Annotated in this window: 11 protein-coding genes, 2 tRNA genes and 1 rRNA gene; 8 read left to right on the top strand and 6 right to left on the bottom strand. The window is 63.2% G+C overall.

Annotated features, from left to right (window positions below):
- Positions 1 to 6: 6 nt before the first annotated feature.
- The 4 genes from BLT78_RS12910 to BLT78_RS12895 all read right to left on the bottom strand — a co-directional run bounded on the left by BLT78_RS12910 (position 7) and on the right by BLT78_RS12895 (position 4,846).
- Positions 7 to 1,533: a GGDEF domain-containing protein gene (locus BLT78_RS12910; RefSeq protein ID WP_090349354.1), complete on the bottom strand. Its 1,527-nt coding sequence runs from the start codon at positions 1,531 to 1,533 to the stop codon at positions 7 to 9.
- Between the two features lie 11 nt (positions 1,534 to 1,544).
- Positions 1,545 to 2,303 (bottom strand): transporter substrate-binding domain-containing protein, encoded by a 759-nt coding sequence (locus BLT78_RS12905; protein WP_197673117.1) that lies wholly within the window; start codon positions 2,301 to 2,303, stop codon positions 1,545 to 1,547.
- 126 nt (positions 2,304 to 2,429) lie between these two features.
- A complete protein-coding gene (locus BLT78_RS12900; protein WP_090349353.1) occupies positions 2,430 to 4,418 on the bottom strand; it encodes an alkaline phosphatase D family protein in 1,989 nt (662 codons plus the stop codon).
- A gap of 53 nt (positions 4,419 to 4,471) precedes the next feature.
- On the bottom strand, positions 4,472 to 4,846 hold the full coding sequence (locus tag BLT78_RS12895; protein WP_090349352.1) for a hypothetical protein: 375 nt from the start codon (positions 4,844 to 4,846) through the stop codon (positions 4,472 to 4,474).
- Positions 4,847 to 5,224: 378 nt separating this feature from the next.
- On the opposite strand from BLT78_RS12895, the gene BLT78_RS12890 reads away from it, so the two are divergent.
- Complete coding sequence (locus BLT78_RS12890) at positions 5,225 to 6,520, top strand: OprO/OprP family phosphate-selective porin (RefSeq protein WP_090349351.1); 1,296 nt, start codon at positions 5,225 to 5,227, stop codon at positions 6,518 to 6,520.
- A gap of 84 nt (positions 6,521 to 6,604) precedes the next feature.
- Positions 6,605 to 7,732 (top strand): GNAT family N-acetyltransferase, encoded by a 1,128-nt coding sequence (locus BLT78_RS12885; protein ID WP_090349350.1) that lies wholly within the window; start codon positions 6,605 to 6,607, stop codon positions 7,730 to 7,732.
- 33 nt (positions 7,733 to 7,765) lie between these two features.
- Here BLT78_RS12885 and BLT78_RS12880 read toward each other — a convergent pair whose 3' ends face one another.
- On the bottom strand, positions 7,766 to 8,320 hold the full coding sequence (locus BLT78_RS12880; protein WP_090349349.1) for a peptidylprolyl isomerase: 555 nt from the start codon (positions 8,318 to 8,320) through the stop codon (positions 7,766 to 7,768).
- Positions 8,321 to 8,405: 85 nt separating this feature from the next.
- Positions 8,406 to 9,299, bottom strand: a complete 894-nt coding sequence (locus BLT78_RS12875; protein ID WP_090349348.1) for a LysR family transcriptional regulator — start codon at positions 9,297 to 9,299, stop codon at positions 8,406 to 8,408.
- 168 nt (positions 9,300 to 9,467) lie between these two features.
- On the opposite strand from BLT78_RS12875, the gene BLT78_RS12870 reads away from it, so the two are divergent.
- From BLT78_RS12870 to BLT78_RS12845, 6 genes are all read left to right on the top strand, one after another.
- Positions 9,468 to 10,067 carry an FMN-dependent NADH-azoreductase gene (locus tag BLT78_RS12870; RefSeq protein ID WP_090352293.1) on the top strand — a complete coding sequence of 200 codons (600 nt, stop codon included), beginning with the start codon at positions 9,468 to 9,470 and terminating at the stop codon, positions 10,065 to 10,067.
- Positions 10,068 to 10,267: 200 nt separating this feature from the next.
- Positions 10,268 to 11,179: an EamA family transporter RarD gene (gene rarD, locus BLT78_RS12865; protein ID WP_090349347.1), complete on the top strand. Its 912-nt coding sequence runs from the start codon at positions 10,268 to 10,270 to the stop codon at positions 11,177 to 11,179.
- A gap of 87 nt (positions 11,180 to 11,266) precedes the next feature.
- Positions 11,267 to 12,598 (top strand): DEAD/DEAH box helicase, encoded by a 1,332-nt coding sequence (locus BLT78_RS12860; protein ID WP_090349346.1) that lies wholly within the window; start codon positions 11,267 to 11,269, stop codon positions 12,596 to 12,598.
- 532 nt (positions 12,599 to 13,130) lie between these two features.
- Positions 13,131 to 14,667, top strand: a 16S ribosomal RNA gene (locus BLT78_RS12855).
- A gap of 66 nt (positions 14,668 to 14,733) precedes the next feature.
- Positions 14,734 to 14,810 (top strand) — tRNA-Ile (locus BLT78_RS12850).
- Positions 14,811 to 14,841: 31 nt separating this feature from the next.
- A tRNA-Ala gene (locus BLT78_RS12845) sits at positions 14,842 to 14,917 on the top strand.
- Positions 14,918 to 15,039: the final 122 nt, after the last annotated feature.

Here is a 15,039-nt window from a genome sequence, read left to right as displayed (position 1 = left end):
GACAAGTCAGCTCTGCTGGACCGTTTCCTCGGCGACTTCCACCCGGTTGCGACCCAGTTGCTTGGCCCGATAGAGGGCGAGGTCGGCCTGGTGGATCATGCTCTGCGCTGTGTGGCGCGGGGCATTGCTAGTGTGGATCAGGCCAACACTGGCTGTGAAGTGGACAATTTCGCCCGAGTCGGTGGGGGTGGCGAGTTCGGCGATGGCCTGTCGTACGCGCTCGGCCAGTTGCCGACTCTGTTCCAGACTCATTTCTGGCAGGATCAGAGCGAACTCCTCTCCGCCGTAGCGGGCAGAGAGATCACCAGGGCGGCAGCTGAAGCTGCGCAGCACGGTCGCCAGTTGCCGCAGGCAGTCGTCGCCGAACAGGTGGCCGTGACGATCGTTGAGCACCTTGAAGTGGTCGACGTCGATGAGCAGCAGGGCCAGCTCATGGCCATGGCGGCAGGCTCGCGCATGCTCGGTGGCCAGTACGCTATCGAAATGGCGCCGATTGCTCAGGCCGGTCAGGCCATCCTGCTGGGAGAGCTGCATCAGGTCGCGATTGGCACGTTGCAGCTGCTTGGTCATGTCGCCGTACTGGCGGACGCTTTGGCAGATGGTGTCCAGTTCGCGGAACAGCGTGCGCTCGGGTAACTGGGCGGAACGTTCGTTGTTCAGCTGCTCCAGCGCCTGGTTGCAGAGCAGGATCGGGCGCAGCAGGAAGCGCTGGAAGATGTACAGCACGCCAAGGGTGATGGCACCGAGCAGCATCAGGGTCAGCAAACCGTAGCTGCGGAGCAGGGTCGCTTCGTGGCCGACGGCCTTGGCGATCTGTTGGGTCTTCAGTGCGGTGTCGGTATTGAGCGTGGCCGCCAGTAGTTTCTGTTGCTCGAGCGCCTGCCGGTGGGTCTGTTCGACCTGTATTTCCAGCGCTTGCAGCTGTGCGAAGTGGTCCTGCAGGCGCGCAATGGCATCCCGTGCCGCGGGGTCGAGGGGGGCTGGCAGGTTGCCGGCTTCCTGGCGTAGTGCCCGCCAGTCGGTGCCGATCAGGCCGAGGCGGCTGCAGGCTGCAGCAAAGCGTACGAGGTGGTCGCTGCTGGGGCCGGACGGCATATCCTCGCGGAGCAGGCTGCCAGCCTCGGTTCGTACCGCGTTCAAGGCGACGCGCTGGCTGTCGCGCAGTCGGGCCAGGGTCTGGATGGCGAGGATGATCCGCCTGGCCTGTGCCGCCAGTTCGCTGTCGGGGGGGAAGCTGTCGAGCAGTACCTGTGCCTGCAGGCGGCTGCTACGCACGACCAGGGCGTCGTTGCTCCAGTAGATGGTCTGGATGAAGCCGAAGAGTTGTTCGATACGCTGGGTGTTGTAGCGCCAGCGGGTCAGGTCGGGCAGATACTCGTCGCGTACCCGGTTGGCCTTGTCGACGATGCCGCCGAGCAGCGGCATGGACAGCAACAGGGTGAGGGTGAACAGCAGGAGTGCGCCGCCCAGCGCCAGGCGCACGGTAGTGGCCAGGCGTGGACGAAAGCGCGCAGGCGGGCGCGAGTCACTCATGCTCTGGGTGCTCAATAGATGCTGAAGGGAAAATAGTGACGGTTGATGCGGTCGTAGGCGCCGTTCAGGCGGATTTCCTCCAGCGCGTGGTTGAGGCGCTGCAATAGGCGGCTATCGCCTTCGCGCACGGCGATGTGCGCCTTGCTGCTGAGGGTTTCGGCGAGCAGCGGGGGACCGATGAAGTCGTAGCCGACTGCCTCGGGCTGCTGCAGGAAGTCGAGCAGGTTGATGGTGTCGGAAAGCACCAGGTCGGCCTTGCCGGCCAGCAGCAGGTCGAAGGCCTCCTCCTGGTTGGCGACCAGCAGGAGGGGGTTGTGCGGATAACGCTCCTGGGCAAAGGCGGCCTGGATGGTGCCGCCGAGGATTGCAAGGCGTAACCCGGCCAGCGATTCGGGCGAGGTGTCGGTGGCGATATCGGTACGCCCGGCGAATACCGAGTGGGACTGGTAGTAGTAGTCGCTGAAATCGACCCGCAGTTCCCGTTCCGGGGTCCGTGCCATGCTGGCGACAATCATGTCTATCTTGCCGGACTCCAGGCTGGGGATCAGGTCGCTCCATACGATCGTCTGGATTTCGCATTCGACCTGCATCTGCTGGCACAGTGCTTGCGCTATCTCTACGTCGAAACCGCTCAGCGTGCCGGACTCGTCATGATAGCTGAACGGTGCGTAATTGCCCTCGGTGGCAACACGCAGGGTTTCGGCGTGGACGGATTGTGCCAGCAGCACAGCGAACAACAGGGCGAAAATGGTCGAGTCCACGCGCATCATCTGGGAGTCCTGATCATGTTTTGCAGGGCGCACTAATGGCATTTTAGTGTCAGATTCTGTTGTCTGTATTGCTGATGGCCTGATCGGGGTCAAGCCAGGGCTGCTTGGTCGGAGCAGGTTGTCTCGTCATCCGTGCCGTGCGTCGGCGGGTTCAGTCGCGAGTTCTTCCCGCTCGGTCACCTCGAAGCGCGTCGGCTGCGAGCCATCGGCGTTCAGCTGGCGGATCTCGCAGGGGCGGCCCTGTTCGTCGAGGCGTACCTGGCCGAGGCCGGAGCCGTTCCACAGGCGCTCGCCACGCTGGCTGCGGCTGGGGATGCGCGGGGTGATCTGCATCCTGCGGCGCTTGGTGAACCAGTTGAGCGGCGAGTGTGGGGCGTACAGCCAGCGGTTGAGGCGGTCGAACCAGTCGAGCAGGCGCCTGGGGAATTCGTTCTTGATGCCGCTGCTGGTGATCTGCCAGATGCGCGGGCCGCGATCGCGATGCCGTATGTGCACCTCGTAGGCGAACGAGTAGTGCACGTCGCCGCTGAGGATCACGTAGTTCGCCGGAGTGCGCGAGTGGCGGAAGATGTTGAGCATCACCTTGGCCGCGCCGCGGTGGGCCATCCAGTTTTCCGCATCGACCAGCAGCGGGTAGCCGGCCCAGGTGAACAGGCGCTGGACGATCTCGATCAGCTTGACGCCGAACACCGGGGCCGGAGAGACGATGACCACCGCCGGCTCGTCGAGCAGGGCGTGCTGCAGCTCGCAGAGGGCTTCCCAGTCCATCAGTCCGGAGGGACGGCTGAGGGTGCTTTCGCTGCGCCAGCGGCGGGTACGGGTGTCGAGTACCAGCAGCAGCGGCTGACCGGGCAGGCTGTAGTGCCAGTGGGTGAAGGCCAGCAGGCGACCGATGACGGCGTCCTGCACTTCGGTGCGCAGGCGCTGCTGCTGGTCCGGTGCGGCGAGCAGCTCGCGGATCGCCGGCAGCTCGGCGGCGAAGGCGTCCGGGCAGTTGCCCCAGCCCTGGCACAGCAGGTAGCCGAGCAGGGCGTTGCCGACGATGCGTCGTGAGAACGGATGGCCGTAGGCGCTTTCCTCCCAGCGCGCCGAGAGGTTCCAGTCGTCGGTGATGTCGTGGTCGTCGAAGATCATCAGGCACGGCAGCTGGGCCAGGGCCCGCGCCGCCTGCGGCAGGTCGTCGACGAAGGCGCGGATGACCTTTTCCTCCTCGCGGTAGCGGGGGGCGAGATGCTCGGGCAGTTCCGGCATGCGCGGCGCGATCAGGCGCCAGGGTTCGGGCGACCACACCAGCAGGTACATGGCCAGCACTTCGGCGAAGGTGACCAGATGGTTGTGGGCGTTGGCGCTGGTGAACACCGGTTTCCGGACGCCGCCGAAGAAGCGCTCGCGCAGCTCCTCGTTGGATGTGTAGGCGGGCAGCAGGTCTTCGCGCCGGTAGTAGCAGGCCGGGTGGGCGTAGAGTGCCTCGCTGGTGCTGACCGTGGCGCCGTCGAGGTGCTCGCCGTACAGGCCGAGACGTTCGATCAGGTGGTGGATGGCTGCCAGCATGGGCCCGGCCACGTCGTCGGCGTAGACCTGGTCGCCGCTCAGCAGTAGCAGCGCTGGACGTTCGCCGGGCTGCTCGCGGCTGGCTGCGAGCAGGGTGTCGGCCTGCAACAGGCCGTCCTTGCTCGGGTGGTGCGGCTTGCGGCAGGAGCCGTGCAGCAGGTGGTCGAGGCGGCCGCGGCGCACGAAGCTCGGTCGGCGCTGGCCCGGGTACAGCAGGTGCGGCGCCCAGTCGGCGATGGCCAGGGCGCTGCTGTGCTCCGCCAGATGCAGGTCGTAATAGATGAAGGTGTCGGCCGGCAGCGGCTCGTCCAAATGCACGTCGATCAGATGCAGGCAGGCGTGGCGGCCGATGGCCAGGTGCTGGCAGCGGGACTCGTCGAGCGGCAGGTCGAGCTCCGTCAGTCCGTGCGGGGTGTCCCAGGCGAGCTGCAGGCGCAGATCCAGCGGGCGGGAGCCGACCAGCCAGAGCACCAGGCGCCGGGCTTCGACGCGGCGCAGCAGCGGGCCGGCCAGGACGGCGGGCAGGTCGGTGGCGGTCGGTGATCGGTCGCGTATGGCGTTCATCGTTCACTAAAACGGCAGGAGGTGCGCCTTGGTCAGCGCGGGGCGCGTTCGGTTCACTCGTCGCGGCGCTCGCGCTCGGGAGCCAGGGCGAACCAGGCCAGCAGCGGATAGGTGGCGTAGTGGGCGGCGAACAGCAGCTGTCCGGCCAGGCCGGGCTCCTCCTTGAGGTACATCAGCGCCAGCAGGCCCAGGTAGAGCAGGCCCAGCCCCAGGGCATAGAGGCCGACCAGTACCCGGCGCTCCACCGCATAAGGCCGGCGCCCGGTGCGCCAGCGGAACACCAGGGCGAGGCCCGCGGCCACCAGCATGGCGGCCAGCAGGGTGGCGAAAACGCCACCGACCTTGAGCCAGGCCCGCAGCAGCAGGTTGACGAGGAAACAGGCGGCGATGGCGCCGAGAGCGTAGTGGCCGAGCTTGGGGGTGGACATGACGCGCCTCCGCGTTGCGCTGATCGCTCCGCCGCAGCGGAGACCGTCTGCTGGCAGGGTAGGGGATGGCGCGCTGACGGGCAATCCGTCGACGAAAGGCGCTCCGGTCGAGCGCATCCCGGCTGCTATCAGCCGTTCCGTTCGGTGCCCTGCGCTCCCGTCTGTAACTGGTTGACTCGCTTTCTGTGCGGCGGAAAGCCTCGGGCTAGAGCGGTTGGTTGTTTTTTATGCAGTTGCGGCGCAAAAAGTTCCGTTGTCATAAAAACTTTACATATGAGCAATGGAGCTGACACATCCGCTCGCGAATATTCCCCCCAGAAACAAACGGGCCAGGCCCGCACGTTTACCAACGCTAAAGACCAATAGGGGAAACCTTCAATGATCCGCAAGCATTTCGCCGGCGTTGCCGCCAGCGCCCTGGCCCTGGCCATCTCTTCCCACGCCATTGCCGGTACCGTGACCACCGACGGCGCCGATCTGGTCGTCAAGACCAAGGGCGGCCTGGAAGTGGGCACCACCGACAAGGAGTTCAGCTTCAAGATCGGTGGTCGTCTGCAGGCCGACTACAGCACTTTCGACGGCTTCTACACCAAAAATGGTGACAACGCCGACGCCGCCTACTTCCGTCGCGCCTTCCTGGAGATCGGCGGCGTGGCTTACCGCGACTGGGCCTACCAGATCAACTACGACTTCTCCCACAACGCCGGCAGCTCCGAAGACGGCTACTTCGATGAAGCCTCCATCGCTTACACCGGCTTCGCTCCGGTGACCATCAAGGTCGGTCGCTTCGACCCGGCCTTCGGTCTGGAGAAGGCCACCAGCTCCAAGTGGGTGACCGCCCAGGAGCGTAACGCCGCCTACGATCTGGTCGACTGGGCCAACGGTCATCAGAACGGCCTGGGCATCGAGGTTTCCGGCACTGCAGGTGCCTCGCTGTTCGGCTCTGCCGGTCTGAGTGCCAAGGATCAGAACGACGAAGACGGCAACAGCGTCAAGCAGTTCAACCTGCGCGGTGTGTTCGCGCCGATGCACGAAGCCGGCAACGTGCTGCACCTGGGCGTCAACTACGCCCAGCGTGATCTGTCCGATGCCGCCGGCGACGCTTCCATCAAGAGCCGTCTGGGCATGCGCGGTGTCTCCACTGGCGGTGGCAACGATGCGGGCACCAACGGCAACCGCCTGACCCTGGGTGGTGCCAAGTTCGTTGCCGGCGATTACGCCGACGACAGCGCCATCGGCCTGGAGGCAGCCTTCGCCAGCGGCCCGTTCTCGATTCAGGGTGAATACATCACTCGTGAGCTGGACGCCGACAGCAGTGCCGTCGACGACATCGAGGCTGAGGGCTACTACGCTCAGGTCGCCTACACCCTGACCGGCGAAGCGCGTGACTACAAGCTGGGCAAGTTCGACAAGATCAAGCCGGCCAACAAGCAGATCGGTGCCTGGGAAGTGTTCTATCGCTACGACAACATCAGCGTCGAGGATGACTCTGTCGGTATCGTTGCCACCGACGACGTGGAAGCCAAGGTGCACAACCTGGGTGTGAACTGGTACGCCAACGAAGCGGTCAAGCTGAGCGGCGTCTACGTCAAGACCTCGGTTGACAATGCTGAAAACGCCGTCGGCGACGATGATGGCGACGGCATCGTGTTCCGCGCCCAGTACGTGTTCTAAGCAGCGCGCTTCATCCGGAATACCCCTTCAAGCCCCGCTTCGGCGGGGCTTTTTTTCGTCTGTGCGGCACGCCAGACTGTAGCGATGACGCTCGAAACGCTCCCCGCCATCACCGCGCTCCCCGCTGCCGAATGGGATGGTCTGTTGCCCGACGCCCAGCCGTTCCTGCGCCACGCCTTTCTTTCTGCGCTGGAGGACAGCGGTAGCGTCAGTGCGCGCACCGGCTGGCAGCCGGCGCACCGGTTGCTGCGCGCTGCGGATGGCCAGCTGCTGGCCGCCATGCCCGCCTACCTGAAGAGCCATTCGCGAGGTGAATACGTGTTCGACTGGAGCTGGGCCGACGCCTGCGCGCGGGCCGGCATCGCCTATTACCCCAAGCTGCTGGCGGCGGTGCCGTTCTCGCCGGTGGGCGGTGCGCGTCTGCTGGCCAGGGATGCCGTGGCGGCTGGGCGCCTGCTCGATGAGGTCACGGCGCAACTGGCGGCCGAGGGGCTGTCCGGACTGCACGTGAACTTCACCGACGCCTTCGCCGACGGGATCATCGCCGGGCGCGGCGATTGGCTGGAGCGCCTCGGTTGCCAGTTCCACTGGTTCAACCGCGGTTATCGCGACTTCCAGGACTTTCTCGACGCCCTGGCTTCGCGCAAGCGCAAGCAATTGCGCAAGGAGCGTGAGCAGGTGGCGGGGCAGGGGATCGACTTCGACTGGCGCAGCGGTGGCCAACTGATCGAGGCCGAATGGGATTTCGTGCATGCCTGCTACGCCAACACCTACGCGGTGCGTGGCCAGCGCCCCTACCTGAGTCGCGCATTCTTCAGCCTGCTGGCGGCGCGCATGCCCGAGTCGATTCGCGTGGTGCTGGCGCGCCAGGCCGGGCGGCTGGTGGCCATGGCATTCTTCCTGGCGGACGGCGACTGTCTGTATGGCCGCTACTGGGGCTGTCTGGGCGACTTCGACCGCCTGCACTTCGAGACCTGCTTCTACCAGGGGCTGGAGCAGGCGATTGCCCTTGGCTTGCGGCGTTTCGATGCCGGCGCCCAGGGCGAGCACAAGCTGATCCGTGGTTTCGAGCCGGTGCTGACGCGCTCTTGGCACTATCTGCTGCATCCGGGGCTGCGTGCGGCAGTCGCGGATTTCCTCGCGGAGGAGCGCGCTGGGGTACGAGCCTACGCTGCCGAGGCGCGCTTGGCGCTACCCTATCGGCAGGCATAGGCTGCGCCGGGCGCAGCCCATGGTGGGGGCGGATTACAGGCGCTTGGCCGACTCGATCAGTACCGGCTCGACCGGCACGTTCTGGTGCATGCCGCGATTGCCGGTGCGCGCGCCGGCGATCTGGTCGACCACTTCCATGCCGCGGACTACCTTGCCGAACACCGCATAGCCGAAGTCGCGTTTGCCGTTGTCGAGGAAGTCGTTGTCGGCCAGGTTGATGAAGAACTGGCTGGTGGCGCTATTGACGTCGCGGGTGCGGGCCATGGCCAGGGTGCCGCGCACGTTGTGCAGGCCGTTGTCGGCTTCGTTCTTGATCGGCGCCCGGGTGTCCTTCTGCTGCATGTCGGCGGTGAAGCCGCCGGTCTGGATCATGAAGCCCGGGATCACGCGGTGGAACTGCACGCCGTTGTAGAAGCCGCTGTCGACGTAGGCGAGGAAGTTCTCGACGCTGATCGGTGCCTTTTCGGCGTTCAGTTCGATCTCGATGTCGCCGAGCGTGGTATCGAGCAGGACGCGAGGCGCTTCGGCGGCCAGCAGGCCGGCGGAGAAACCGAAGGCGCAGGCGGCCAGGGCAAGTTTTTTCAGCATGTGCGGACTTCCTGTGTGGGGTGGTGAAAGTGGATATAGCAGTAGGACGGTCGAATTCGCAGGAGGTTTCCTGCGCTGTGCCGGCTCAGCCCCCCGTCGGCGCGTGCTGGCGCAGCAGTTCGCTGAGGATTCGGGTGGCGGGCCCCATCTGGCGTTCCTTGTTCGGATAGAGGAAGAAGCGGATCTCCCGGCGGTCGCCGTTGCCCAGTGGCAGCGGCTTGAGTGAGCCTTCGCGCAGGTGCGGTTCGATCAGGTGGCGTGGCAGCCAGGCGAAGCCGAGGCCGCTGGCGACGAAGTTGGCGGCGGTGGACAGGCTGCCGACGGTCCAGCGCTGCTCGGCTCCCAGCCAGCCGACATCGCGCGGTTGGCGCCGGCCGGAGTCGCGGGTGACGATCTGCAACTGGGTTTCCAGGTCCTGGAAGTTCAGTTCACGCTGCAGGCGGTGCAGCGGATGATCGGGATGGGCGACGGCGACGAACTCGACGTTGGCCAGGTCGCTGCCGAGCTGGTCGGGCAGGATCAGGCCGCTGATCGCCAGGTCGGCCTCGCCCTCGACCAGCGCTTCCTCGACACCGGACAGCACCTCCTCGCGCAGCAGTACCCGGCAGCCTCGGCTCTGCGGCATGAATGCGGACAGGGCGCTGACCACCCGGGCAGTGGGGTAGGCGGCGTCGACCACCAGACGCACTTCGGCTTCCCAGCCCTGTTCCATGTGATGGGCCAGCTCCTCCAGCTGGCTGGCCTGCTTGACCAGCTGCCGGGAGCGGCGCAGGAGCAGGGCGCCGGCCTCGGTGAGTACGGCCTTGCGTCCGTCGATGCGCAGCAGCGGCACGCCCAGCTGTTCCTGCATGCGTGCCACCGTGTAGCTGATCGACGACTGCGAGCGGTGCATGGCCTCGGCCGCCTGGGCGAAGCCGCCATGGTCGACCACTGCCTGCAGGGTGCGCCATTGATCGAGGGTGACGCGGGGAGCTTTCATGTGGCGGCCTCTGTTTCGTTTGGCGGAGCGTTGGGTGCTTGGGCATGCCTCGAAAATACATCAATTTGATCGATTGTTCGTAGCGGTTTTTTCCGCTTTTTTATCGATGTTGTTCCACCTAACCTGCGCTCCATCGACCAGCGCATGATCCAGTGGAGACCGATGCAGATGTCCAATGTACTCGTCATTGAAAGCAGTGTTCGTCATGAAGGCTCGATTTCCCGTCAGCTGACCGGGGAGTTCGTCGCTCAGTGGAGAAAGGCCAATCCGCAGGATCAGGTGAAGATCCGCGATCTGGCACGCGAGGTGGTCCCGCATCTGGATGCCGATCTGCTGGGCGGTTGGATGAAGCCCGTGGAGGAGCAGAGCGAGGTGGAGCGGGCTGCACGCGAGCGTTCCGACCTGCTGACCGAGGAGCTGCTGGCAGCCGACGTGCTGGTGCTGGCGGCGCCCATGTACAACTTCACCATTCCCAGCACCCTGAAGTCGTGGCTGGACCATGTGCTGCGCGCCGGGGTCACCTTCCAGTACACCCCCGAGGGGCCCCAGGGGCTGCTCAAGGGCAAGCGCGCCTATGTGCTGACTGCTCGGGGAGGTGTCTACGCGGGAACTCCGATCGACCATCAGGAACCCTACCTGCGTCAGGCGCTGGCTTTCATCGGCATCACCGATGTCAGCTTCATCCATGCCGAAGGCCTGAACATGGGCGGCGACGCCGCGATCGAGGGATTGGCCAGGGCGCGTGCCCAGTTGGCTGAAGCGGTCTGATCTGCATTGCCTCGCCGCGCGCTCGCGCGCGGCTCTTTCACGGCCGCCTTGTGCGGCCGTTTTTTGTCGTTCTGCGGCTACTCGGTCATACCGAAACACGTTAGTATTGCACTGTTTTGGTGCGATTTGATTGGCCGCGTTTGGCTGCGGGAAGGTGCAATGCCGTACCCGCCATGGCTCGCCGGCTGGAGGCAAGGTGAATGATCCTGTCCGGGCGAGGCGTGCTGTTGTCGATCAGCGCGTCGCTGCTGTTTTCGTTGATTCCCGGTTATGTGCTGCTGCTCGAGCCGCTGGACGGCACGCAGATCATCGCCCAGCGGGTGCTCTGGAGCCTGCCGGCGGTGCTCCTGCTGATGCTGGCCATGCGTCAGCTCGGTCTGCTGCGCCAGGCACTGGAGCGTCTGCGGCGTGAGCCGCGTCTGCTGGCGGCGCTGATCCTGTCCGGACTGCTGATGGGTGTGCAATGGGCGGTGTTCATCTGGGCACCGTTGACCGGCCACACCCTGGATGTCGCCCTGGGCTATTTCCTGCTGCCGCTGGCCCTGGTACTGACCGGGCGGCTGTTCTACGGCGAGCGGTTGCGCCCGCTGCAGGTGCTGGCGGTCTGCTGCGCGGCCATCGGCGTGTTGCACGAACTCTGGCTCACTCGGGCTTTTTCCATCTATACGGCGCTCAGCGCCCTCGGCTATGTGCCTTATTTCATGCTGCGCCGCTGGATGCGGCTGGACGCTTTGAGCGGCCTGGTGCTGGAGATGCTGGTGCTGGTGCCGCTGGCGCTGCTGGTCATCGGGCAGGCCGAGCCGGGGCTCTTCGATGCTGCGCCCCGGTTGTGGTGGTTGCTGGCTGGGCTGGGCGTGCTGAGTGCGCTGGCGTTCGCCACCATGCTGGCCGCCAGTCGTCTGTTGCCCATGGGGCTGTTCGGTATTCTCAGTTACGTCGAGCCGGCACTGCTGTTCGTGGTCGCCGTGACACTTCTGGGTGAGGCTTTCAGTGTGGCGCAGCTACTGACCTATGGGCCGATCTGGCTGGCGGTGCTGCTGGTCGGGCTGGACAGTGCCCATCTGTTGCGCAGGCAGCTGCGGGGTGCGGAGGCGGCGCAGTACGGCGGATGAGCGTGGGCTTTCTCCGAGGAAAGCAACTGTCGGAGGTCGACTCGGGTTAGTCTATGCACCGACGATATCGAACATCCGAGGTAGGTTGTGTTTGCTGATTACGGTTTGCATGAGCGTTTGCTCAAGGCGTTGTCCACGTTGTCCTTTGTCGAACCCACGGCGGTGCAGGCGGCGGCCATTCCGCCGGCGCTGGATGGGCGCGACCTGCGGGTGACTGCCAAGACCGGCAGCGGCAAGACGGCCGCCTTCGTGTTGCCCCTGCTCCACCGTCTGCTGGAGACTCCGAGGCCGCAGGCTGGTGCGCGAGCCCTGATTCTGCTGCCGACCCGCGAGCTGGCGCAACAGACGCTCAAGGAAATCGAGCGCTTCGCGCAGTTCACCTTCCTCAAGGCCGGACTGGTAACCGGCGGTGAAGGCTTCAAGGAGCAGGCGGCGGCACTGCGCAAGAATCCCGAGATCGTGATCGGTACGCCGGGACGTGTTCTGAACCATCTCGAGACGGGCAGCCTGCAACTGGATGATATCGAAGTGCTGGTGCTCGACGAGGCGGATCGCATGCTCGACATGGGGCTCAGCGAGGACGTGCTGAAGATCGCCGGAGCCTGTCCGCCGGAGCGGCAGACCATGCTGTTCTCCGCAACAGCCGGCGAGCGTGCCCTCGGGCATGTGGTGAGCGAGGTCCTGCGCGAGCCGCAGATGCTATTGCTCAATCGTCGTGACGATCTGAACGAGAATCTCCGCCAGCAGATCATCACGGCCGATGACGTGCCGCACAAGGAGCGCCTGCTGCAATGGCTGCTGGCGCATGAAGCCTTTGCCCAGGCCATCGTTTTCACCAATACCCGCGCCCAGGCAGATCGTCTGGCCGGTGTGCTGCGTGCCTCTGCCGTCAAGGCCTATGTGCTGCATGGCGAGAAGACCCAGGAGGAGCGCAAGCTGGCCGTCGAACGGCTGCGTCAGGGCAACATCAATGTGTTGATCGCCACCGATGTGGCGGCCCGCGGCCTCGACATCGAGGGCGTCGACCTGGTGATCAACTTCGACATGCCGCGCAGCGGCGACGAGTACGTGCATCGTATCGGGCGTGCGGGGCGCGTGGGACAGGCGGGGCTGGCCATCTCGCTGATCTGCCACAACGACTGGAACCTGATGTCCAGCGTCGAGCGTTACCTCAAGCAGTCCTTCGAGCGCCGGCTGATCAAGGAGCTGCAGGGCAGCTATCAGGGGCCGAAGAAGCTCAAGGCTTCCGGCAAGGCCGCTGGCAGCAAGAAAAAGAAACAGGCGAAGAAGGCGGGCAGCACTGCCAAGGCTGCTGGCAAGTCTCCGGCTCGCAAGGGCGACAAGCGACCGCCAGCGGCTACCCTGGGGGATGGCTTCACTGCGCCCAAGCGCAAGAAGCCTTCTCCGTCGGTGGGCTGATGGTCCGATTGGGCGAAAGTTTGAAATAAGCGTTGACGTCCAGATTTGCCGCTCTATAATGCGCACCACTCCCGGCGGTGAGCTGAAAGTCCTTGAAAATCAAGGGGTTGTCTTCAGGTTACGGTCGTGAGTGGCAAGGCTCCGGTTTTGTCGGCGCTGTTCCGCGAAGCGGATGGCGCTGCGGAGGTGAGGTTGACAGTGGCTCCGGTTGCTGTATGATTCATCTCCCTCGCTTCGGTGGCCTGGTGCTGCGCTGAAGCGCAAGCGGTTGAATCGAAAAGAAAATTTTCGAAAGTCGCTTGACAGGTTAAAAGGCTGCTGTAGAATGCGCGGCCTCGGTTGAGACGAAAGCTTCCGCAGAGTCTGATCGAAACGCTCTTTAACAAGTTGAATCAAGCAATTCGTGTGGGTGCTTGTGGGGTAAGACTGGTGATCGCAAGATTATCAGCATCACAAGCAACACTCGTGAATTCGAGAGTTTTTTGCGATTGCTGAGCCAAGTTTAGGGTTTTCTCAAAACCCGGATTGATTTGAACTGAAGAGTTTGATCATGGCTCAGATTGAACGCTGGCGGCAGGCCTAACACATGCAAGTCGAGCGGATGAGGGGAGCTTGCTTCCTGATTCAGCGGCGGACGGGTGAGTAATGCCTAGGAATCTGCCCGATAGTGGGGGACAACGTTTCGAAAGGAACGCTAATACCGCATACGTCCTACGGGAGAAAGTGGGGGATCTTCGGACCTCACGCTATCGGATGAGCCTAGGTCGGATTAGCTAGTTGGTGGGGTAATGGCTCACCAAGGCGACGATCCGTAACTGGTCTGAGAGGATGATCAGTCACACTGGAACTGAGACACGGTCCAGACTCCTACGGGAGGCAGCAGTGGGGAATATTGGACAATGGGCGAAAGCCTGATCCAGCCATGCCGCGTGTGTGAAGAAGGTCTTCGGATTGTAAAGCACTTTAAGTTGGGAGGAAGGGCTGCCGGTTAATACCCTGCAGTTTTGACGTTACCAACAGAATAAGCACCGGCTAACTTCGTGCCAGCAGCCGCGGTAATACGAAGGGTGCAAGCGTTAATCGGAATTACTGGGCGTAAAGCGCGCGTAGGTGGTTCAGCAAGTTGGATGTGAAAGCCCCGGGCTCAACCTGGGAACTGCATCCAAAACTACTGGGCTAGAGTACGGTAGAGGGTGGTGGAATTTCCTGTGTAGCGGTGAAATGCGTAGATATAGGAAGGAACACCAGTGGCGAAGGCGACCACCTGGACTGATACTGACACTGAGGTGCGAAAGCGTGGGGAGCAAACAGGATTAGATACCCTGGTAGTCCACGCCGTAAACGATGTCAACTAGCTGTTGGGTTCCTTGAGAACTTAGTAGCGCAGCTAACGCGATAAGTTGACCGCCTGGGGAGTACGGCCGCAAGGTTAAAACTCAAATGAATTGACGGGGGCCCGCACAAGCGGTGGAGCATGTGGTTTAATTCGAAGCAACGCGAAGAACCTTACCTGGCCTTGACATGCTGAGAACTTTCCAGAGATGGATTGGTGCCTTCGGGAACTCAGACACAGGTGCTGCATGGCTGTCGTCAGCTCGTGTCGTGAGATGTTGGGTTAAGTCCCGTAACGAGCGCAACCCTTGTCCTTAGTTACCAGCACGTTATGGTGGGCACTCTAAGGAGACTGCCGGTGACAAACCGGAGGAAGGTGGGGATGACGTCAAGTCATCATGGCCCTTACGGCCAGGGCTACACACGTGCTACAATGGTCGGTACAGAGGGTTGCCAAGCCGCGAGGTGGAGCTAATCTCACAAAACCGATCGTAGTCCGGATCGCAGTCTGCAACTCGACTGCGTGAAGTCGGAATCGCTAGTAATCGTGAATCAGAATGTCACGGTGAATACGTTCCCGGGCCTTGTACACACCGCCCGTCACACCATGGGAGTGGGTTGCTCCAGAAGTAGCTAGTCTAACCTTCGGGGGGACGGTTACCACGGAGTGATTCATGACTGGGGTGAAGTCGTAACAAGGTAGCCGTAGGGGAACCTGCGGCTGGATCACCTCCTTAATCGAAGATCCCAGCTTCTTCATAAGCTCCCACACGAATTGCTTGATTCACTCGCGAAAGGCGATTGGGTCTGTAGCTCAGTTGGTTAGAGCGCACCCCTGATAAGGGTGAGGTCGGCAGTTCGAATCTGCCCAGACCCACCAATTGTCGTGGTGCGCAGGCCGATCGAAAGATGGGGCCATAGCTCAGCTGGGAGAGCGCCTGCTTTGCACGCAGGAGGTCAGGAGTTCGATCCTCCTTGGCTCCACCATTTAATCGCCGAAAGCTCAGAAATGAGTATTCAGTCAGTTCGCCAGGTGCGGCTGATGTGGGAATACTGATTTCTGGTCTTTGCGCCAGAACGTTCTTTAAAAATTCGGGTAAGTGATAGAA

This window comes from Pseudomonas oryzae, assembly GCF_900104805.1.
In the GTDB taxonomy this organism is placed as follows: Bacteria; Pseudomonadota; Gammaproteobacteria; order Pseudomonadales; family Pseudomonadaceae; genus Geopseudomonas; species Geopseudomonas oryzae.
The sequence above is the reverse complement of the archived record's forward strand: the minus strand, read 5'-3'. Positions and strand labels throughout refer to the sequence as shown.